The 20,273-nt window shown below is 73.6% G+C and carries 20 protein-coding genes and 1 tRNA gene; 8 read left to right on the plus strand and 13 right to left on the minus strand.

What is annotated here, in order from left to right; translation table 11 throughout:
- The first annotated feature begins 103 nt into the window (after positions 1–103).
- The 3 genes from OG559_RS11445 (at position 104) to OG559_RS11455 (ending at position 2,193) form a co-directional block, all read left to right on the plus strand.
- Positions 104–189: transfer RNA gene (locus tag OG559_RS11445), tRNA-Leu, on the plus strand.
- 127 nt (positions 190–316) lie between these two features.
- Positions 317–1,390, plus strand: a complete 1,074-nt coding sequence (locus tag OG559_RS11450; protein ID WP_405115001.1) for an NAD-dependent epimerase/dehydratase family protein — start codon at positions 317–319, stop codon at positions 1,388–1,390.
- Positions 1,387–2,193 (plus strand): WecB/TagA/CpsF family glycosyltransferase, encoded by an 807-nt coding sequence (locus tag OG559_RS11455; protein WP_405115003.1) that lies wholly within the window; start codon positions 1,387–1,389, stop codon positions 2,191–2,193. The genes OG559_RS11450 and OG559_RS11455 overlap by 4 nt, the downstream gene beginning before the upstream one ends.
- A gap of 130 nt (positions 2,194–2,323) precedes the next feature.
- Here the strand turns inward: OG559_RS11455 and OG559_RS11460 are convergent, their stop codons facing one another.
- Positions 2,324–2,842 carry a GNAT family N-acetyltransferase gene (locus tag OG559_RS11460; RefSeq protein ID WP_405115005.1) on the minus strand — a complete coding sequence of 173 codons (519 nt, stop codon included), beginning with the start codon at positions 2,840–2,842 and terminating at the stop codon, positions 2,324–2,326.
- Positions 2,843–3,009: 167 nt separating this feature from the next.
- Here OG559_RS11460 and OG559_RS11465 point away from each other — a divergent pair, with 167 nt between their 5' ends.
- Positions 3,010–3,612 (plus strand): hypothetical protein, encoded by a 603-nt coding sequence (locus tag OG559_RS11465; protein ID WP_405115007.1) that lies wholly within the window; start codon positions 3,010–3,012, stop codon positions 3,610–3,612.
- Here OG559_RS11465 and OG559_RS11470 read toward each other — a convergent pair.
- The 3 genes from OG559_RS11470 to OG559_RS11480 all read right to left on the minus strand — a co-directional run bounded on the left by OG559_RS11470 (position 3,580) and on the right by OG559_RS11480 (position 5,292).
- Positions 3,580–3,987 (minus strand): hypothetical protein, encoded by a 408-nt coding sequence (locus OG559_RS11470; RefSeq protein ID WP_405115009.1) that lies wholly within the window; start codon positions 3,985–3,987, stop codon positions 3,580–3,582. The genes OG559_RS11465 and OG559_RS11470 overlap by 33 nt on opposite strands.
- A 232-nt stretch (positions 3,988–4,219) precedes the next feature.
- Positions 4,220–4,441, minus strand: coding sequence for a DUF397 domain-containing protein (locus OG559_RS11475; RefSeq protein WP_387025515.1), 222 nt, complete (start codon positions 4,439–4,441; stop codon positions 4,220–4,222).
- The gene (locus tag OG559_RS11480) at positions 4,411–5,292 is read right to left on the minus strand and encodes a helix-turn-helix domain-containing protein (RefSeq protein WP_396671785.1); all 882 of its coding nucleotides are present in this window, start codon (positions 5,290–5,292) and stop codon (positions 4,411–4,413) included. Before OG559_RS11480 ends, OG559_RS11475 begins: the two co-directional genes overlap by 31 nt.
- Positions 5,293–5,914: 622 nt before the next feature.
- On the opposite strand from OG559_RS11480, the gene OG559_RS11485 reads away from it, so the two are divergent.
- Both OG559_RS11485 and OG559_RS11490 read left to right on the plus strand, forming a co-directional pair.
- Positions 5,915–6,199, plus strand: coding sequence for a hypothetical protein (locus OG559_RS11485; protein ID WP_396671786.1), 285 nt, complete (start codon positions 5,915–5,917; stop codon positions 6,197–6,199).
- Between the two features lie 102 nt (positions 6,200–6,301).
- Entirely contained in the window at positions 6,302–6,751 is a 450-nt protein-coding gene (locus OG559_RS11490) for a hypothetical protein (protein WP_405115012.1), read from the plus strand.
- A gap of 55 nt (positions 6,752–6,806) precedes the next feature.
- On the opposite strand, the gene OG559_RS11495 is transcribed toward OG559_RS11490, so the two are convergent.
- On the minus strand, positions 6,807–7,547 hold the full coding sequence (locus OG559_RS11495) for a PASTA domain-containing protein (protein WP_405115013.1): 741 nt from the start codon (positions 7,545–7,547) through the stop codon (positions 6,807–6,809).
- 131 nt (positions 7,548–7,678) lie between these two features.
- Entirely contained in the window at positions 7,679–8,371 is a 693-nt protein-coding gene (locus OG559_RS11500) for a PASTA domain-containing protein (RefSeq protein WP_405115014.1), read from the minus strand.
- A gap of 108 nt (positions 8,372–8,479) precedes the next feature.
- Between OG559_RS11500 and OG559_RS11505 the strand changes: the two genes are divergently transcribed.
- Positions 8,480–9,853, plus strand: coding sequence for a hypothetical protein (locus OG559_RS11505; protein ID WP_405115016.1), 1,374 nt, complete (start codon positions 8,480–8,482; stop codon positions 9,851–9,853).
- A gap of 7 nt (positions 9,854–9,860) precedes the next feature.
- Here OG559_RS11505 and OG559_RS11510 read toward each other — a convergent pair whose 3' ends face one another.
- Positions 9,861–11,339, minus strand: a complete 1,479-nt coding sequence (locus tag OG559_RS11510; RefSeq protein ID WP_405115018.1) for a glutamate--cysteine ligase — start codon at positions 11,337–11,339, stop codon at positions 9,861–9,863.
- Between the two features lie 368 nt (positions 11,340–11,707).
- The gene (locus tag OG559_RS11515) at positions 11,708–12,289 is read right to left on the minus strand and encodes a YceI family protein (protein WP_405115020.1); all 582 of its coding nucleotides are present in this window, start codon (positions 12,287–12,289) and stop codon (positions 11,708–11,710) included.
- A gap of 101 nt (positions 12,290–12,390) precedes the next feature.
- Between OG559_RS11515 and OG559_RS11520 the strand changes: the two genes are divergently transcribed.
- On the plus strand, positions 12,391–12,900 hold the full coding sequence (locus OG559_RS11520; protein ID WP_405115022.1) for a MarR family winged helix-turn-helix transcriptional regulator: 510 nt from the start codon (positions 12,391–12,393) through the stop codon (positions 12,898–12,900).
- Between the two features lie 195 nt (positions 12,901–13,095).
- Here the strand turns inward: OG559_RS11520 and OG559_RS11525 are convergent, their stop codons facing one another.
- From OG559_RS11525 to OG559_RS11545, 5 genes are all read right to left on the minus strand, one after another.
- Complete coding sequence (locus tag OG559_RS11525; protein ID WP_405115025.1) at positions 13,096–15,783, minus strand: ATP-binding protein; 2,688 nt, start codon at positions 15,781–15,783, stop codon at positions 13,096–13,098.
- Positions 15,784–15,955: 172 nt separating this feature from the next.
- Positions 15,956–17,104, minus strand: a complete 1,149-nt coding sequence (locus tag OG559_RS11530; RefSeq protein WP_405115027.1) for an acyl-CoA dehydrogenase family protein — start codon at positions 17,102–17,104, stop codon at positions 15,956–15,958.
- 104 nt (positions 17,105–17,208) lie between these two features.
- Complete coding sequence (locus OG559_RS11535; RefSeq protein WP_405115029.1) at positions 17,209–18,741, minus strand: acyl-CoA carboxylase subunit beta; 1,533 nt, start codon at positions 18,739–18,741, stop codon at positions 17,209–17,211.
- A 222-nt stretch (positions 18,742–18,963) separates the two neighbouring features.
- Entirely contained in the window at positions 18,964–19,875 is a 912-nt protein-coding gene (locus tag OG559_RS11540) for a hydroxymethylglutaryl-CoA lyase (RefSeq protein WP_405116586.1), read from the minus strand.
- A 216-nt stretch (positions 19,876–20,091) separates the two neighbouring features.
- A complete protein-coding gene (locus OG559_RS11545; RefSeq protein WP_405115031.1) occupies positions 20,092–20,226 on the minus strand; it encodes a hypothetical protein in 135 nt (44 codons plus the stop codon).
- Between the last annotated feature and the right edge of the window lie 47 nt (positions 20,227–20,273).

Here is a 20,273-nt window from a genome sequence, read left to right on the forward strand (position 1 = left end):
ACGAACGGTAACCGGTCGTGGCCAGGGTCGGAAAGACCGTAGGATGTTCCGGGCCGCTGACAACGGCGGAGCCGGGGCAAGCTACAGTTTCCCGGTCAGCCACGGGGAAGTGGCGGAATGGCAGACGCGCACGGTTCAGGTCCGTGTGTCCGAAAGGACGTGGGGGTTCAACTCCCCCCTTCCCCACCAGATCGAGGGCTCCGCAGCGATGCGGGGCCCTCGAGTCGTTGCGGGGGCCCGCGTCGCGTCCGGCCGGTGCCGGACGTCACGCTATGCTCCGATCGTTTCCCTGCCTCCTATGGACCAGGAGTGGCGTGTGAGTGTCGCGTTGGTGACCGGGTCGGGCGGCTTGATCGGTTCCGAGGCGGTCCGGCACTTCGCCGGCCTCGGTCTCGACGTCGTCGGCATCGACAACGACATGCGGCAGGAGTTCTTCGGCGCCGAGGCGTCGACCGCGTGGAACGTCCGGCGGCTGACCGAGGAGCTGGGCGGGGCGTACTCCCACCACAGCATCGACATCCGGGACCGCGACTCGCTGGCGAAGCTCTTCGCCCGGTACGGCCGCGACATCGCCGTGGTGATCCACACCGCCGCGCAGCCGTCGCACGACTGGGCGGTCCGGGACCCGTTCACCGACTTCGACGTCAACGCCGGCGGCACCCTCAACGTGCTGCAGAACGTCCGCGAGCACTGCGTCGAGGCGCCGGTGATCCACTGCTCCACCAACAAGGTGTACGGCGACCGCCCCAACAGCCTCCCCCTGGTCGAGTTGGAGACCCGGTGGGAGATCGAGCCGGGGCACCCGTACGAGCAGGGCATCCGCGAGGACATGTCGATCGACGCCTGCCTGCACTCGGTCTTCGGCGCGTCCAAGGTCGCCGCCGACGTGATGGTGCAGGAGTACGGCCGCTACTTCGGGATGCGGACCGCCTGCTTCCGGGGCGGCACGCTGACCGGCCCGGCGCACTCCGCGACCGAGCTGCACGGCTTCCTCGGGTACGTGATGCGGGCCAACATGGAGCGCCGCACGTACCGGATCTTCGGTTACCAGGGCAAGCAGGTCCGGGACGCGATCCACAGCTCGGACGTGGTATCGGCGTTCGAGGCGTTCTTCCGCGACCCGCGCCCGGCGGCCGTCTACAACCTCGGCGGCGGCCGGCACTCCAACATCTCGATGCGCGAGGTCTTCGCCCTGGCCGAGGAGATCACCGGCCAGGAAATGATCACCGAGTACGACGAGGCGAACCGGGTCGGCGACCACAAGTGGTGGATCGGCTCGAACGAGGCGTTCCAGGCCGACTACCCGCAGTGGAAGCAGGTCTACGACGTGCCGATGATCGCGCGCGAGATCCACGAGGCCAACGTGGACAAGTGGGTTCCGGGCGCGTGACCGTCGACAGCAAGCGCAACGTCCTCGGCGTCCTGGTCGACGCCACCGACTACGCCGGCGCGACCGAGCGGGTGGTGGCCGCGGCGCGCGAGCGCCGGCCGCTGGCGCTGACCGCGCTCGCCGTGCACGGCGTGATGACCGGCGTGCTCGACCCGGCGCACAACGCCCGGCTCAACTCGTTCGACGTGGTCACCCCGGACGGGCAGCCGGTGCGCTGGGCGCTGAACCTGCTGCACCACGCCGGCCTGGCCGACCGGGTCTACGGCCCGCAGCTGACCCTGGACGTGCTGCGCCGCTTCGCCGAGGAGGGCCTGCCGGTCTACCTCTACGGCTCGACGGAGGACACCCTGGGCCGGCTGATCCCGGAGCTGGAGCGGATGTTCCCGGCCCTGAAGATCGCCGGGGTGGAGCCGTCGAAGTTCCGGGCCGTACAGCCGGGCGAGGACGTCGAGATCGCCGACCGGATCAGGGCCAGCGGTGCCCGGCTCGTCCTGGTCGGGCTGGGCTGCCCCCGCCAGGAGGTCTGGGCGTACGCCATGCGGCCCCTGCTGGACATGCCGCTGATGGCGGTCGGGGCTGCCTTCGACTACCACGCCGGCCTGCTCCGCAAGCCGCCGCCGTGGATGCAGCGGGCCGGGCTGGAATGGTTCTGGCGGCTCGGCCTGGAGCCGAAGCGGCTCTGGCGCCGGTACGTCATCCTCAACCCGGCCTACCTGGGCCGGCTGGCGGCGCAGAAGACCGGCCTGTGGAAGGCGAAGCCGCCCACCCCGGCCGCCGAGCGTCCGGCCACCTTCGCCGTCTGACCGGCTTTCGCAGTCCGACCGGCCTTCGCGGTCCGACCGGCTTCGTCCTCGGGCCGCCGGCGGGCGCGGTCCGGGCCCTGTGGAGCTGCCCCGTCCACGCCACCGCCCCAGCGCGGGCCGGGGGTGGGGCTCAGGCCGGGGTGGGAACGTCGAGCAGCAGCCAGGTGTCGGGCGGGAGTTGGGGCTTGCCCGGCACCGGCCGGCGTTCCTCCCGCCAACCCGTCCCGACGGAGGCGGCGACCGCCCGCCAGAACCGCGCCGCCCCCGGATTCTCCTCCTGAAACGTGATCTCCCAGCCACCCGGGCGGCCGTGCAGCAGCTCCGACGCGGCGCGGTGACCGACCGACCGGCGACGCAACGCGCGTACGACGAAGAAGGCGGCGACGGAGGACGGACCGTCGGACGGGTGCCGGGTCAGCGCGAACCCGGCCACGGTGCGGCCCCACCGGATCAGGTGGGCCACCCGGTCGGCCGCCCCGAGGAACGAGGGCAGTTGGTCGAACGCGAAGAGCCCGTCGGCGCGCGGAACCATGCCGCGGAACTCGGACAGGTCGTGCCGGTAGAGCTGGCCCAGCCGCTCGACGACCGGCCAGAGCTGCGCGGTGGCGACCTGGAGGATCACCGGTTCACGATCCACTGGCTGGCGCACCGGCCACATGCTAACGGCTCCGCCCGCGCAGACGGGGCAGCTCCAAAGGGAGCGGACGAGAGCAGGGCGCCTCCCGCCAACCCCCGCCCCCTACTGGTGGCAGTTGCGGGACGAACCGGGGGCTGGCCCGGATTCGCCCCGGGGCCGGGTTGGGCGAGGCTGGGCGCATGGATGGGCATCTCATCGTTTTGCTGCCGGTCGCCGGCGTCTGGCTGGCCGCGGGGTTCCTCGCCGACCGGCTGCCCCGGCTGGACCGCGCCCGAGCACTGCACCGGCGTACCGGATGGGTGCTCGCCCTGACCCTGACCGGCCTCGGCCTGACGGCGGGCGTGCTGGCCGCCGGGTTGCAGAGCGCCGGTGCCGGCACGGTGGACCGGGCCGCCGCCGGGCTCGCGCTGGCGGCCCCACCCGCGTTGCTCGTCGCGGTGTGCACCGCCCGGCGGATCCGCCGGCTGCGGACCGGCGCGGGCGCCCTCGCCACGGCACCGCATGCCCCAGCCCCGCACGGCCTGCGGGCCGCCGCCGCCCATCCGCTCGTCGGCCTGCCGCTCCAGGTCACCGGCCTGGCCACCGTCCCGGGTGTGCTCTCGGCCAGCGGCTTGGGGGTCTTCGCCGGGCCCGGCACGACCGGGGTCGCGGTCACCGTCGGCGCGCTGGGTGTCGCCGCCATCGGGGTACGACACGCGCTGCGCCACAGCCGGCTGGCCGAGCGGGCGCTGCCCCAGCAGCAGCCGGGGTCATCGCGGGTGGCCGGTCCCCTGCACGTATAGCAGCTCCAGGATCGCCCGGGTCGCCTCGAACCAGCGGTCCATCCAGCCGGGCGGGGGCACGCTCCCCTTCGGCGGCAGTTCCAGCAGCAGGCCGCGCAGCAACGGGTGGTCGGCCAGGGACTCGGCCGACCCGGTCGGCCAGCCGGCCGGCGGGAACGACGGCTCGGTGAGCGGGTTCGGGTCCAGCGAGGGCAGCGACAGCGGCGGCCCGGCCTGCTCGGGGGCTGGCGCCCCGCCTTCCCTGCCACCGAAATCGGTGTCGGTGGAGACCACCTCTGTCAGCACGGTGTCCCGGCGGGCCCCGCGGTACTTGCCGCCGAACCGCTCCGGTTTGCCCGGACCGTTGGTGAGGTTCTCTGACCCGATCGTCGTCATCGTCTCGCCTGCCTCGCTCGGTTGCCGATCCGTGCGGCGGGTTGTCGACCAGCGCCGTACCGAGAGGTACAACGACCCGGGGCGGGGGTGGCGACGGGTCCGGACCGATCCGTGCCGCTGGCCGCCGATCCGTACCCGCAGGTCACGGTCCCACCCCGGGACGCGCGACGGGCGCGGAACGTCCGGCAACGCTGCCGGACGGGCCGCGCCCGTCGTGTCTGGGTCCGGTCCATCAGTCCCGGGCGAAGGTGCCTTCCCTGGTGCCGGCGACGAAGGCGTGCCAGTCACCCGGAGCGAAGATCAGGTTGGGCCCGCTCTTGTCCTTCGAGTCCCGCACCCCGACCGCCCCGGTCACGTACGCCACCTCGACGCAGTTGTCACAGTTCGGCCCACTTTTCGAGCTCTTGAACCACGTCACCCGCGTCAGGTCCCCACGGGACCACTTGGTCGCCACTTCCACAACGGCTCCTCTGCCAGTTTTGCGATCTGTGCGATGGATTCCTCCGGCCGTGTGGCTGCTGCTCGAATGTGATCGAAGATGAAGTTGTACTTCTGCAGTTCGTCGCTCTTCTCGAGGAAGAGCCCACCCGTGGCGTTCTCCGCGTACACGACATCGGGATCACCCGCTTCGGGGAAGCTGAGGATGGTGAAGGTGCCGTCCATGCCGGCGTGCGCCCCTACCGAGAACGGCAGGATCTGGAGCGTCACGTTCGGCAGCTCCGCCACCTCCACCAGCCGCCTGAGCTGACCACGCATCACCGCGTCGCCGCCCACCGGCCGGCTCAGCACCGCCTCATCGAGCACCACCCAGAGATCGACCGAATCGTCCTGGGTCAACAACGACTGGCGGTCGATTCGGACACGCACTCTCTGCTGGACCTGATCGGCGGTGAAGTCCGGACGGGCGGCGCGGATCATCGCCGAGGCGTACTCCTCGGTCTCCAGCAGGCCCGGCACCACCTGCTGCTCGTACGTCCGGATGGAGCTCGCGGCCGACTCCAGGCCGACGAACGACCCGACCAGCACCGTGCTGTACGGGTGCCACCAGCCCTTCTGCCGGGCCTCCCGGGCGATCTGCACCAGCTCGTCGCTCTCGGTGCCGGACACCCCGTAGATCAGCAGCATGTCCCGGACATCGCGCGGGGTGGCGGTGGTGTGGCCGGTCTCGATCCGGGAGATCTTCGACGCGGAGCACTCCAGCCGCTCGGCGACCACCTCGATCGTGATGCGTGCCGCGTCGCGGTGGCGGCGCAGCTCGGCGCCGAGCCTGCGACGGCGGATGGTGGGGCTGTGTCGCTCACTCACGGCGTCCCCCAGCGGGCCACGTGGCCGGACCGATCGCTGCTCGCGCTCACCCGGTTACCTCCGGTCGATCGCGCCCGGAATCGACGCCCGCCGGGGGCGCGACCGTCGGGCGGCGAGCGTTTCGCGGCAGAGGCGTGGTGCGGTCGTCGCCCGGCCGCGGCGGGCGAAACCGGCGTCCAGTGTGCCGCCCCGGGGACAGCGGCATCAAGCGTCTATTTCCGCGCGCCGCTCACGTATCGGCAAAAGTCGACATGCAACTTGCATGAAACACGCCGCTGATGCAGTCTGTCCGTAGGGCCAAGGTCACTCACCGTTCCGGTCGGCCACCGGAGAGGCGGGCGCTCCGCCGCGACGGAGCGCCCGGTCGAGGGACCCGGCCCACGCACCACACGGACCTGCCCCGGTTCCAGGCCCCGTTGCCGCATGCCGCTGGCTGCGACGGCGGGCGCGACGACCGGGTGCAGTCGGGTGATGGTCGGGTGACGGCACGCCACCAGCGGGCACAACCCGACCACCACCGCCCGCCTGACCGGTTCACGAGGCACGACCACGTGACCGGTCCCACGGCATCCCCCGAAATCACCGCCGGCGTACGCCGGCCGATCTTTTCCAGGAGTCCTCTGTGCTTCCCCGCTCAGGTGACGTAGTGCACGTGACTCGCGCGGCGAGTGTCCAGTTCCTCAGACCGATCATGTTCCGCGTGATCCGGGTACACGACTGGCCCACGTACGAAGGTTGGGTGTGGCTCAACGGCTACGAGTTGAACGCGGCGGGGGACGCGGTCAGCCAGCGGTCGATCTTCGTACAGGCGGCCGGGCTGCGTCAGCTCCGGACCGCGCCGCAGCCCCAGCAGCACACCGTCCGCCAGCGCCGCCCGGTAGTCCGTACGGCGGTCCGGGTGGGCTGACCCACCGGAATCGCAGGTCGGGAGGCGTGCCGCCGGCATAGAATCGGTACGCCCACCCCGGCGAACGTTTCCACCCCGCGCGTCCCGGACCCTGAACCTGGGATGGTCATGGTCATTCTGCCCGCCGCGCGGCGACACCACCGCTCCCGCACCCTCTACGCCTTCGGCCTGCTGGCGCTGCTCGGCGCCGTCACCACCCTCGTGGTGGTGGTCCGATATCCGGCCCTGTCCGCCACCGAGCTGAGCGCTCCGGTCCCGGCCCCCGAGATCACCGTGGTGGACGAGGGGCCCGATCCCGGGCCGGGCTGGGCCGACCGGGACCCCCCGACAGGGGCGCGGGGCGCTCCGGCGGGGGTGGTCGGCGTACCGGGCCCCGCCGGAGCGGGCGCCGGCGACGGAACGGACGCGGTGGTCGAGGCCCACCGGGCACCGGGCGGGGCAGCGGAACGCCGGGACGGCGTGAGCCGCTCACTGTTCTGGTCCGGGGTCCTCGGCCTGGCCATCTCGCTGGCCGGACTGGGACTTGTCGGGACCAGACGCCGGAGGTGGTGAGCGCACGACCGACACGGCGAGGGCTCCGGCGCCGCCGAGGGCCGGCCCGGCAGCGTCAGGGCGTCGGACTGGCAGCCGTGGTCGCCGACGGCTCGACCGCGCTGGCGGTGGGTGCCGGGGCCGCCGCGACCACCAGCGTGACCTCCTCCCCGGCGGGCACCAGCTCGCCGGGGCCGGGATCGGTCTCAAGCACCGTGCCGGCCGGCTGGTCGGACTCCCGAGCCTCGACCCGGTGCTCGATGCCGAGCTCGTCCAGGACCTGCTCGGCCCTCGCCCGGGACAGCCCGACCAGCGGCGGCATCGGCACCGCGGGTCGGGTGGTCGACGGCGGGGTGCTGGACGGCCCGGCGGTCGTCGCCTCGGTCGTCGGAGCGCCGGTCGTCGCCGGGGCGGTGGTCGCCGGGGCGGTGGTCGGCCGCGCCGATGGAGTTTCCCCGGGACCGGAAGAGTCGTCGGCCGACGCGAGCAACCAGAGGCCGGCCCCGAGCAGGCCGACAAGCAGCAGCGCCAGAACACCGAGCAGGATCGGCGTCCACCAGCGCCGGCCGGGCTGGTCCTCGGCGTACCAGTCCTCGCCGGCCGGGTCGCGGTAGTCCGCCGGGCGCGGCGGCGGGACCCCGGCCCGCCCGGACCAGACCGCGGGGGTGGCCGGCGGCTGCCGACCGGTGTCCCCGGACCGGGGCAGCGGGCGGGTCGCGTCGGCCGGTTCCTCGGCGGGCAGCCCGCGCGAGGAACCCGGCAGCGGCCGGGTGCGATCGTCGTCGTCGGGTGGCGGGTCCTGGCGGTCGTCGCTCATCGCACGTCCTCTCCCCACCGGGCGGGCGGCCTGGCCCTCGCCGTTCACGCTAACCGCTGCCGCGCGCATCGGCCGGTTTCAGCGCGGCGAGCCGCAGGGGTGCGAGGCCAGTCGGTGCGCCGGGCCGGAGGTCACGGGGTCGGTGTCGGCTCCCCGCTCGGCTCCGCCGGCTCCTTGCCGCAGGTCAGGGTCACCGAGTCGTTCCAGTACGCCGTGCTGTCCGGCACCGGGTCCTGTGCGGTGACGACGCCGGCCCGGCCGGTGCGGTAGCGCGGGTAGAGGCCCTCCTCGACCAGGTCGTCGGCCGCGTCGGAGCAGTCGTCGTCGAGCAGGTCCGGGACGCTGACCTCGGGCGCCGGCCCCGCGACGTACAGCGTGACGGTGGTGCCCCGGCGCACGGGCGAGCCGACCGGGGGGTTGGCGCTACGCACGTCCCGCCCCGACCCGGTGCCGAAGACCAGCCGCCAGCCGAGCCGGTGGTCCCGCAGTTCGTCCCGGGCGTCCGTGAAGTCCGTGCCCACCACCGGCGGGACGGTCAGCCCGCCGGACGGGGTGGGCGCGCTGGTCCTGGGCGCGGGCGGCGCAGTCGTCCGGACCGTCGGGGACGGGGTCTCGGAGGGGGTGACCGGGACCGTCGCGCCGGCGTCCGCGTTCGGGCTGGACGGTGGGGCATCCTCGCCGGCCAGCAGCCAACCGCCGGCCGCGCCACCGGCCGCGAGGAGCACGACGGCGAGGCCCCCGCCGAGCACCCTGGCCCTCCGGCCCGACCCGGATCCGCCCGGCTCGTCGGAGTGCATCTCCCGAGCGTTGTTCCCGTCCGTCATCGCGCCCACCATCTCATCACCGGCGACCGTATCGGGCCGCGCCAAGCGCCGGGCCCCGCTCTGCGCCACGACTCGCCGGGCCGACCTCGGGACGTTACGCTCCCCGACATGGCCAGACGGGGCTGGGGAGGATCGATCGCCACGGCGGTCGGCGTCGCTGCCGGCGCGGGCGCGGCCCAACTGGGCTTCGGCTACGGGCTGGGCATCATCAACTGGGCGGCGGCGGACGTCGGTGGCGGGACGGCCTGGGTGGCCGGCCTCGCCTGGTCGACCTGGATCGCGAGCACCTCGACGATCGCCGGCGCGGTCTGCGCCCAGCGGCTGCGGCAGCGCGGCTCGACACCGGCGACCCCCGTCCCGGACGCTCCCCCCGCCGCCGAGCAACGACCGGAAGCGCCCGACGCGCCCGACGTCCCGGCGGGTGGCGGCTCCCCCGACGGGCCGGACCAGGTCGACACTCCCGCCCGGGTCGACCCGGTCGACGCCCCCACCGGGCCGGACCCGGTCGACGCCCCCACCGGGCCCGAGCCGGTCGGTGGGCCCGGGGTGGGCCCGGACGACTCCTCCGATGCGGCCGTTTCCGTCCCGGTCCCCGGCGGTTCCGGGTGGGGCGAGGTCGGCGGGCTCGGATCGACGGTCCTGGCGCTCGCCGGGGGCGTCGGCGCGCTGGTCACCTTGCTGCTGGTGGCCGTACCGGCCCGGGTGGCGAGCGTCCCGGACGTCTCCGCACCACAGGCCGTGGCAGCCGCGTACGCCGGGGTCGGGGTGCTGATCGGGATGCTGGTGGCCAGGTGGGCGCTACGCTCGCCGGCTGCGGCGGCCGGAGTGATCGCCACCGTCGGCTGGCTCTGGCTGCTCGCAATGGTCGCCGTGGCGGACGGGGTGTTCTCGGGGCGCGGGCTGACCACCGCCCAGCTCGGCATCTGGCAGCTCAGCGCGGACCGGCCAGGCTTCTGGATCCGGGACTGGTTCTACTGGCCCGGCGCGCTCCTGGCGCTCGGCTCGGCACTGCTGATCGGCGCGCTGGCCGCGCGGCGTACCGCCCGGTCGCCGGAGCACCGGCTCGGGGCGGCGGCCTCGGGCGCGGCGGGTCCGCTGCTCGTCGCGCTGGCCTACCTGCTGGCCGTGCCCGGCCTCGCCACGATCGGGCGGGAGCAGGTGTCGGCCCACCTCGTCGCGCCGTACGCGGTGCTGGCCGGTCTCGCCGGGTCGATGCTGACCGCCACCCTGGCCCAACGGGCGGTGGCCCGCCGCGCCGGCGTACCGGTGCCGTCGGCGGCCCTGCCCGGGTCCGAGGCCGCGGCGCTGGTGCCCCGGCAGCGGGCCGGCCTGGCCGGCGCCGAGCCGGAAACGCCCACCGCAGGCCGGCCCGGCCCACTCACGCCCGACACCGGCACGGAAACGCTGGCCGCCGTGGAGGCGGCCACCGAGCCCCGGCCACCGACTGCGCCGAAGCCCCGCGGCGGCCGGCGCGCCCGGTGACGCCTGGTCAGTCGACCGGCCAGGTGTGCACCGGCTCGTTGCTGCGCTGGAGCGCCACGTAGCGCTGCGCCATGTCGTGCAGGGCCGCGCCGCGGTCCATCCCCCGGTGCCGCTCGGCGGCCCAGACCGCCTCGGTCTGCCACACGGCACCGTTGCGGCCGGTGCGGCACCGCTGCTCGATGATGCCGAGCAGGCGGTCCCGCTCGGCCGGCGCGACGCCGAAGCGGTCCAGCCCGACGGCCGCCGTCGGCAGCAGGGTGTCGAGCACCAGTTTGGTCACCGGCACGTCCCCGAGGCGGGGCCAGTGCAGGACAGCGTCCATGCCACGCCGGGCGGCGGTGTGGAAGTTCTCCTCCGCCGAGCTGAACGTCAACTGGCTCCAGATCGGCCGGTCCGCCTCGGCCAGGCCTCGGGCCAGCCCGAAGTAGAACGCTGCGTTCGCCAGCATGTCGACCACCGTGGGACCGGCCGGCAGCACCCGGTTCTCCACCCGCAGGTGCGGACGGCCGTTCATGATGTCGTAGACCGGCCGGTTCCAGCGGTAGACCGTGCCGTTGTGCAGCCGCAGCTCCGCCAGTTCGGGGACGCCGCCGGCGTGCAGCACCTCGACGGGGTCCTCGTCACCGCAGATCGGCAGCAGCGGCGGGAAGTAGCGGACGTTTTCCTCGAACAGGTCGAAGATCGAGGTGATCCAGCGCTCCCCGAACCAGACCCGGGGGCGTACGCCCTGGGCCTTCAGCTCGTCGGGGCGGGTGTCGGTGGCCTGCTGGAACAGGGCGATCCGGGTCTCCGCCCAGAGCTGCCGGCCGTACAGGAAGGGCGAGTTCGCCCCGACCGCGACCTGGACGCCCGCGATGGCCTGGGAGGCGTTCCAGTAGTCGGCGAAGCTGTCCGGGGCGACCTGGAGATGGAACTGAAGGCTGGTGCAGGCGGCCTCCGGCGCGATGGAGTCCGTGTACGTCTGCAACCGCTCGACGCCGCGGATGTCCAGTTCGATGTCCTCGCCGCGGGCACCCACGATCTGGTCGTTGAGCACCCGGTACCGGACGGCGGTGGAGAGGTTGTCGGCGACCAGGTGGCGCTCGGTGAGGGTGGGCAGGATGCCGACCAACACGATCCGGGCCTCGGACCTCGCCGCCCGCTCGTCGGCCCGGGTCAGGCTGCCGTGGAGGTCCTGCTCGTAGTCGGCGAAGCCGCTGCCCTCGATCAGCCGGGGTTTGGCGTTCAACTCCAGGTTGAACTGCCCCAGCTCGGTCTGGAAGAGCGGGTCGGCGATGTCCGCGAGGATCTGCTCGTTGCGCATGGCCGGCTCGGCCGCCGGGTCCATCAGGTTGAGTTCGATCTCCAGCCCGGTCATCGGCCGGTCGGCGTCGAACCCGAAGTCGTCCAACATCAGCGCGAAGACGTCCAGACACCGCCGAACCTTCTGCCGGTAGCGGACCCTGTCCTCTCGGGAGAAGGCGCCCTGCTCGACGTCCCTGCCCATGTGCCCTCCCGGCGCGAGGCGCTACGGAACGGTACCGCCCCGCAGCGCATTGTGAATCATCTACGGTAAATGCGCCCAACGCGCCGGGCCAGAGGCCGACGCCGGGCGATCACCGCGACGGACGACCGCGACCGGGACGAAGGACGCTGCCGACGGATCTCTACCCAGGTGGGCGCTCCCGCCACCGCTCACGGCGTGCGGCGGCACGTGACAATCCGCACCATCACCGGCTCGGGGCACCGGCTCAGCGTCGCCAGAGGCTCGTGGGCCGGCAGGCCGCGGGCCCGCGCCGACTGGTGCGACGCGGGCCCGCGGAGTCCTCCGGTACGGGGACGCAGGGGTGAAGCAGTCCCCGCGAGTTACGGGGGTCAGGCCTGGCGGACGGCCTCGCCCTCGATCTCGATCTTGATCTTCTTGCCGACCAGCACGCCACCGGTCTCCAGGGCGACGTTCCAGGTCAGGCCGAAGTCCTCGCGGTCGATCTCGGTGCTCGCGGAGAAGCCGAAGATGTCCTGGCCGAACGGGCTGCGCCCGACGCCCTCGAACTCGACCTCCAGCTCCACCGGCCGGGTGACACCCTTGATGGTCAGCTCGCCGGAGAGCACGAACTCGTTGCCGTCCCGGGACTTCACGCCGGTGCTGCGGTACTCCAGGGTCGGGAAGGTCTCGGTGTCCAGGAACTCGGGACTGCGCAGGTGGGCGTCACGGTCGGCCTGGGCGGTGCTGATGCTCGCGGCCTGGATGGTCGTGGCGACCGAGGACAGCGCCGGGTCCTCGGCGATCGTGATCGTGGCGGTCGCGTCGGCAAACTCACCACGGACCTTGCTGACCATCATGTGCCTGGCGACGAAGCCGACCCGCTTGTGCGCCGCGTCCAGCAGATAGGTGCCGGCGGCCGGGATCGTGAGGCCGTCCCACTCGCGGGTGACAGATCCGGTGCTGCTGGTCATGGTGCTGTCCTCCAGGAAAGATTGCTTAGTAGCCCAACGGCTGACTGAGCAACTATATCCAGAGCAATATTCCCCGTGTCAAGCACTGCTACGATGGACGGGTGGACCAGAACGTTTTCGACGACCCCCGGATCACCGCCGTCGGCCTGCTCGTCGAGGCGCACGCCGGGCTGTCGGCCCGGTTCGCCGCCCAGTTCGAGGAGTACGGGCTGTCTCCGGTCGAGTTCGAGGTGCTGACCCGCCTCGCCCGCTCGCCCGGCAACCAGCTCCGGATGACGGACCTGGCCGCGCAGACCTCGCTCTCCACCAGCGGGGTGACCCGGGTGGTGGACCGGATGGAACGCGACGGGCTCATCCGCCGCCGGGCCTGCCCGTCCGACCGGCGCAGTTCGTACGCCGTGGTCACCGCAGCCGGCCTGGAACGGCTGGACCAGACCCTCCCGGGGCACCTGCGCATCATCGAGCAGTGGTTCACCGGCCAGTTGGAACCCGACACGCTGCACGTCCTCCTCGACGGTCTCCGGCGGGTACGCGACGCCGTGCACCCCGGGGCGACGGCGGGCAGCACCCACCCGAACCCGGGGGAGCCGGCCGCCCCGCTCGGCGGCTGATCCGACCGGCAGAAAGACCGGCAGAATCCGTTGAGCCACCGCAGCTATCCGGGCGGAACGGGCGAAGCACCCCACTTGCGGTGGCTACTGTGTTCTGAGCGGGGGCGCACCGGGGGGTGCTGGCGCGAGCGATGAGCGAGGGGTAACACCAGGGGGCTTCTTCGCTCGCGCCACCCCCGCGTCACCCTTTTCGCGTCACCTTTCCGCCGCGCCGCAGCGTCCGAGATCATGGCCGGAGGCCGATCGCAGGGGCGCGAGCAGGGCGGCCTCCCGGGGCAGCAGACTGATGCCGCTCTCCCGGCAGAGCCGGTCCAGCCGGTCGAACACATCCGTGTCGCTGGTACTCGCCGCCAGCCCGACCAGGGCCTCCACCACGTCCCGGCGGTACCGCCCGTCGGCACCCGCCTCGACCGCGGCGGCGAACCACTCCGCCGCCAGGTCCCGGTCCCCCCGGTGCAGGGCGATGTTCGCCTCGATCAGCGCGCAGGCCGCGCCCTCGAACCGGGCCTCCCCGACCCGGCCACGGGCGTCCCACCCGAGCACCGACCGGCCACCGGCCGGACCCGCACCGAGCGCCGCGTCGCCGGCCGCGCACGAGCGGAGGCCGGACAGCACCTCGGTCGCCTCGTCCGGGCGCCCGTCCTGGGCCAGCGCCAGTCCGACGGTGCCGAGGGCCCGCCGGCGGTGCCCCGGATCGCCGAGCTCCGCCACCCCGGCGAGCACCCGTCGGCCCTGCGCCACGGCATCGGCGTACCGGCCCTCCAACCGGGACACCTCCGCCAGGTTCGCCCGGGCCAGCACCCGCAGTCGCCGCTCGCCACACTGGGCGGCCAGCCGGTCCACCGCGGCCAGCCGGCGGCGGGCCCCGGCCAGGTTGCCCAGCCGGGTCTCGTGCCAGGCCAGGTTGTTCTGCGCCACAGCCATGTCGCGTGCCCGGTTGTGCCGGGTGGCCAGGGCCAGGACCGCGAGCGCCTGCTCCCGCGCCTCGTCGTGCGCGTCGGTGGCGACCAGCAGCGCGCCGAGCACCGTACGCGCCTCAAGTTCGCCGGCCACGTCGCCGACCCGGTGGAACACCGCCCAGGCACCCCGCGCCGCCGGCAGTTCCTGCTCCGCGGCCCCGTGCTCGGCAGCCAGCCGGGCCACTCCGAGCGCCGCCCAGGCGCGCAGCATCGGGTCGGCGTCCGCGGTACGCGGGTCGGCCAGCAGCCGGCGCAGCCACTGCCGCCCGAGGACGTTGCGCCCCCGGAACCGCCACCAGCGGGCCAGCCCGGCGGCCAGCCGCAGCGCGGTGACCGGGTCGTCGACCGCCGCGTGTGCCAGCGCGGCGGTGATGTCGCCGGCCGCCTCGTCGAGCCGGCGCACCGCCGAGGTGAGCTGGGAACCGGCCAGCTCGGCGACGATGCGGGCCACCAGTCGTGCGTAGACGTCGGCGTGCCGCCGCCGGACGACGCTCAGCTCGCCGACGCCGATGGCCTGCTCGGCGGCGAACTCCCGCACCGCGTCGAGCAGCCGGAACCGGAACGGCCCGGCACCGCGCACGCTGAGCAGGCCGAGCTGGAGCAGCCTGTCCAGCAGCGGCACCGGGTCGACCGACACGGTGCCCTCCGGGTCGGCGTCGTCGGCGAGCATCTCCTCGGCCAGCTCCACCGACCACCGGTTGCTGAACGCGGAGAGCCGACGCAGCGCCGCCCGCTCGTCCGGCGCGAGCAGGCGGTAACTGGCCGCCACCGCGTCCCGCAGGGTGACCGGTGCCCCGCCCACCGCCCCGCCGGGCTCGGACGCCGCCCACCCCGGCCCGGGGGCCGACACCGGCGAGGTGGTGAGGTCGAGGACGCGGTGGCCGTACCGGTCGAGCAGCTCGTTGAGGTCGAGGATGCGCCCCCGGGCGGCCATCAGCTCGATGGCCAGCGGCAGCCCGCCCAGCCGGCGGGCGAGCGCGGCGAGGGCCGGCAGCTCGGCCGGGTCCGGCGGCTCCCGCCGCACCCGGGCCAGGCGCGCGGTGAACAGCGCCACCGCCGGGTAGCCGGCGAGGACATCGGGCTCCGCCGGGTCAAGCTCGGGCGGGGGCACGTCCAGCGGCGGCACCGGCCAGACCCGTTCGCCGGGCAGGCCGACGGGATGCCGGCCGGTCACCAGGATCCGCATCGTGGGCACCGCCCGGGCGAGCCGGTGCAGCGCCTCGGCCACCGCGTCCGGCGCGCGTTCCACCGCGTCGATCAGCAGCAGCGCCGGGCGGCCCGCGACCCGGACGGCGAGGTCCGGGGGGCGGGCGCCGCCGAACACGGCCGCCACCGCCGAGAGCACGTCGGCGGCGTCCGAGCCCTCCCCGACGAGCACCCCGGCCGCGCCCCCCGGCGCGCGGCCGGCGACGGCGTGGGCCACCGCCAGGGCCAGCGCCGTCTTCCCCACCCCGGCCAGTCCGACGAGGCTGACCACCGGCGGCCCGTGGCCGGCGGTCAGCAGATCGACCAGCTCGGCCACGTCCCGTTCCCGGCCGATCAGTTCGACCGGGGGCGGAAGCGCGATCGGCGTACCGACGGACTGGGCGGCCGACGACGGCCCGGCGCCGACGGTCGGGGACGGGCGCCGGGACGGCCCGGCGGCGGGGCCGTCGGGCGGGGCGGGGGCGGACCGGGCTGCGGCGATGAACTCCGCGAGCGCCGGGCCGGACAGGTCGAGCGCGCCGGTGAGCAGCTCGACGGTGGTCCGCTGCGGTCGTGCGGACCGACCGCGCTCCAGGTCGCGGACCGTACGCACGCCGATGCCCGCCCGGTACGCGAGCTCGGCCTGGGTGAGGCCGGCCCCGCGCCGGTACGCGCGCAACAGGTCCGACAGGCCGGTACGACCGTCCGCGCCCGGCGGACGATCATGATCGGGCACCATGGGCAGGAAGGGTACGGATCCGGTGTGACGGCTGGCAGGCAACCGTCGCCCTGCCGACGCCCCGGCACGCGGATATCCGACAGCCGCGCCGCAGCGGTCGCGGTGTTCCCGCCCGTGCCGCGGGCGTCAGCGAAGGGCCGTGCCGACAGGCGTCAGCGAGGGGCCCTTCCGCTCACAGTCCGAGGTCGCGGGCGATGATCATGCGCTGGACCTCGCTGGTGCCCTCGCCGATCTCCAGGATCTTGGCGTCCCGCCAGAACCGGGCCACCGGGTACTCGTTCATGAAGCCGTAGCCGCCATGGATCTGGGTGGCCTCACGGGCGTTGTCCACGGCGATCGTGCTGGCGTGCAGCTTGGCGATCGCCGCCTGCCGCTTGAACGGCTCGCCGGCCAGCATCCGGGCGGCGGCGTCGTAGTACGCCAGGCGGGCGGTGTGCGCCTTCAGCTCCATATCGGCGATCTTGAACTGAATGGCCTGGTAGTTGCCGATCGGCTGGCCGAACGCCTGGCGCTCCTTCGCGTACTTCAGCGACTCGTCGACGCAGCCCTGGGCGAGGCCGACGGCGAGGGCTGCGATCGCGATCCGGCCCTCGTCGAGGATGCGCAGGAACTGGGCGAACCCCCGGCCGCGCTCGCCGAGCAGGTTGGCCGCCGGGACCCGGCAGTCGTCGAAGGTCAGCTCGTGGGTGTCCGAGGCGTTCCAGCCGACCTTGGAGTAGCCCGGGGCGACCGTGAAGCCAGGGGTGCCGGACGGGACGATGATCGTGGACAGCTCCTTTGCGCCGTCCGGCCGGATGCCGGTGACGGCGGTGACCGTCACCAGGGCGGTGATGTCGGTGCCCGAGTTGGTGATGAACGCCTTCGAGCCGTTGATCACCCACTCGTCGCCGTCCAGCACCGCCCGGGTCTGTGTGCCACCGGCGTCGGAGCCGGTGCCGGGCTCGGTGAGGCCGAAGCCCGCGAGGGCCTCGCCGCTGACCAGCTTCGGCAGCCACCGCGCCTTCTGCTCGGCGGTGCCGAAACGGAAGATCGGCATCACGCCGAGGGAGACCGCCGCCTCCAGGGTGATCGCCACGCTGGAATCGACCCGGGCCAGCTCCTCCAGGGCGAGGCAGAGCGCGAAGTAGTCGCCGCCCATCCCACCGTGCTCCTCCGGGAAGGGCAGGCCGAACAGGCCCATCTTGCCCATCTGCCGGACCACCTCGTACGGGAAGGTGTGCTTCTCGTAGTGCTCGGCGATGACCGGAGCGACTGCCTCGCGGGCGAAGTCCCGCACGCTCTCCCGCAGCGCCTCTTGCTCGTCGGTGAGCCGGAAGTCCATCGGTTCCTCCTGTACGGGTTCCTCCGCCGGGCGCTCGTGACGCTGACGGGAGGGACGATCCTTGGTCTCGGTGGCGGTGCCGGTGCCCCTGGGGTGGGGGGCGGTCAGACCGGGGTGACGCCGTGCCGGCGGCGGGAGAAGTGCCGGTCCTTGGTGCGGGCTGCGGTGAACCGGCGGACCAGTTCGGCGCGCAGCTCGTGCGGCTCGACGATCGCGTCGACCACCAGCTCGCTGGCGAGCCGGACGATGTCGATGTCCCGCTCGTACTCCTCGCGCTTGGCGGCGACGAAGGCGGCCCGCTCGGCCTCGTCGGCGATGGCGGCGATCTTGTTGGCGTAGACGGCGTTGACCGCGGCCTCCGCGCCCATCACCGCGATCTTCGCGGTGGGCAGGGCGATCGTGGCGTCCGGCTCGAAGCCGGGGCCGGCCATCGCGTACAGGCCCGCGCCGTACGCCTTGCGCACCACCACGCAGATCTTGGGTACGGTCGCCTCGGAGATCGCGGTGATCATCTTCGCCCCGTGCCGGATGATGCCCTGCTTCTCCACCGCGCTGCCGACCATGAACCCGGGCACGTCGGACAGGAACAGCAGCGGCACGTTGAACGCGTCGCAGAGCTGCACGAACCGGGTCGCCTTGTCGGCCGAATCGACGAAGAGCACCCCGCCCTTGAACATCGAGTTGTTGGCGACCACGCCGACGACCTCGCCGTTGAGCCGGCCGAAGCCGATGGTCAGCTCCCTGGCCCAGAGTGCCTGGATCTCGAAGAAGGAACCGTCGTCGAGCAGGCCCCGGACGTACCGGCGCATGTCGAACGCCTGCCGCTCGCTGGCCGGGACGAGCGCGGCCAGGTCGGCCTTCTCCGGGGCGGGCAGCGCCTCGACGGCCGGCGGCTGCTGTGTCCAGTTCGCCGGCAGGTACGACAGGTAGCGGCGGACCACGTCGAGCGCGTCCGCCTCGGTCTTGCACAGGAAGTGCCCGACACCCGACTCGGCGCAGTGCACCTTGGCCCCGCCCATCGCCTCCAGCGTGGTCTTCTCCCCGGTGACCATCTCGACCATCCGGTCGGAGCCGAGGTACATGCTGGCGTTGCCGTCCACCATGGCCACCACGTCGCAGAACGCCGGGATGTACGCCCCGCCGGCCGCGCTCGGCCCGAACAGGGCGCACACCTGCGGAATCGAGCCGGACGCGCGGACCTGGTTCCAGAAGATCTTTCCGGCGCCGCGCCGGCCGGGGAACAGGTCGACCTGGTCGGTGATCCGGGCGCCGGCCGAGTCGACCAGGTAGACCATCGGCACCCCGGTCGAGTACGCCCGCTCGATGATCCGGATGATCTTCTCGACGGTACGCGCGCCCCAGCTTCCGGCCTTGACCGTGGAGTCGTTGGCCATCAGGCAGACCTGCCGGCCGTCGATGGTGGCGGTGCCGGTGACCACGCCGTCGGCGGGCAGGCCCTCGGCCAGCGCGTTGGCGTAGAGGCCGTCCTCGACGAAGGAGCCCTCGTCGACCAGGAGCGCCACCCGCTCGCGGGCGAAGAGCTTGCCCTTCGCGGCGTTCGCCGCATGGTACTTGTCCGCACCGCCGGCCTGGGCGCGCTTGCGCAGCTGCTCCAGTGCCTCACCGTCGAGCGTCACGCCGACTCCCTCGCCGCCTGACCCGGCCGCACGGCCAACGACCGCGCGGCATACCCCCTGAACGATCGTTAGGCTAACGCATTCCCCAACCACCTGCGACTCGCCGCCCCGCCACGGCACCGCCCGATCGCAGCCGCAGCCCCGCGTCGCCAAGCGCCTCCGTCGCGGGACGGGTCCCCGGACAGCCCGGGGGCGGGAGGGCGGAAGGACCCGGGGCGGGCCTCAGGCTGGCAGGGCGGCGAGGCGGGTGCGGGGGCCGGCGCGGAGAACGCCGGAGGGGAGCTTCTTGCCGAGCAGGCGCTCGGCGAGCTCCGCCGCCCCGATCAGAGCGTCCAGGTCGATTCCCGTGTCGATGCCCATGTCGTGCAGCATGTGCACCGCCTCCTCCGTGGCCAGGTTGCCGCTGGCCCCCGGGGCGTACGGGCAGCCGCCGAGGCCCCCGACGCTGGCGTCGAACTCGGTGATCCCGAGTTCCAAGGCGGTCAGCAGGTTCGCCAGCGCGGTACCCCGGGTGTTGTGGAAGTGCAGGAGCACGGGAACGTGCGCGTTGCGGTCGCGTACCGCGGTCAGCAGCTCGCGGACCCGACGCGGCGTGCCCATGCCCGTGGTGTCGCCGAACGCGACCCGGTCGGCGCCGTCGCGGACCACCCGGTCGACGATGCCGGCGACCCGTCGGGGGTCGACGTCGCCCTCGTAGGGGCAGCCGAAGCTGGTCGCCACGATCACCTCGGCGGTCGCCCCGGCGCCGTGCAGCAGGTCGATCAGCTCCGCGATGTCGTCGAGCGACTCGTCGGTGGACCGGTTGACGTTGCGCCGGTTGTGCGTGTCGCTGGCCGAGACCACCACCTCGATCTCGGTGAACCCGGCCGCGAGGGCGCGCTGCGCGCCCCGGGTGTTCGGCACCAGTGCCGAGTAGCGCACCCCGGGGGCCTTCGCGACCCGCTGCCACACCTCGTCGGCGTCGGCCATCTGCGGAATGGCCTTCGGGTGCACGAACGACACCGCCTCGATCCGGCGTACCCCGGTGTGGGAGAGCGCGTCGACCAGCCGCACCTTGGCCTCGGTCGGGACCGGCTCCTCGTTCTGGAGCCCGTCGCGCGGCCCGACCTCGCGGATCGACACCGCCGCTGGCATCTGGCTCATGGTCACCTCACTGTGACATCGGGTCGCCGGGGTGCCGTCGCGCCGCGCCGCCTCTCGTGAAGGCGGCCGGCAGCCGACGCCGGCCGACCGGTGGTTCCCCCAGGGAACCAGAAGGCCGGCATCGGACGCCAGGCCGGACCCGAGGCGCGGCGAGCCGGCGAGGGAGCCCCCACCGGCTCGCGCCCTCACCCCGCGCCTGCGACCGGGTCAGCGCCGCGCGGGCCCTTCCAGGAGTTCCGCGGCGCTGCGCAGCGTGGCCAAGAGGACCCCGGTGCAGGCGACGGCCTCCTCCCCGCCCAGAGCCAGCGCCATCGCCATCGCCCCCTCCGTGAACAGGGACACCGACCGCAGGCACCGGGCCAGGCGACGACGGTCGAGGCGTGGAGGCA

The organism is Micromonospora sp. NBC_01405 (assembly GCF_045040155.1).
GTDB lineage: Bacteria > Actinomycetota > Actinomycetes > Mycobacteriales > Micromonosporaceae > Micromonospora.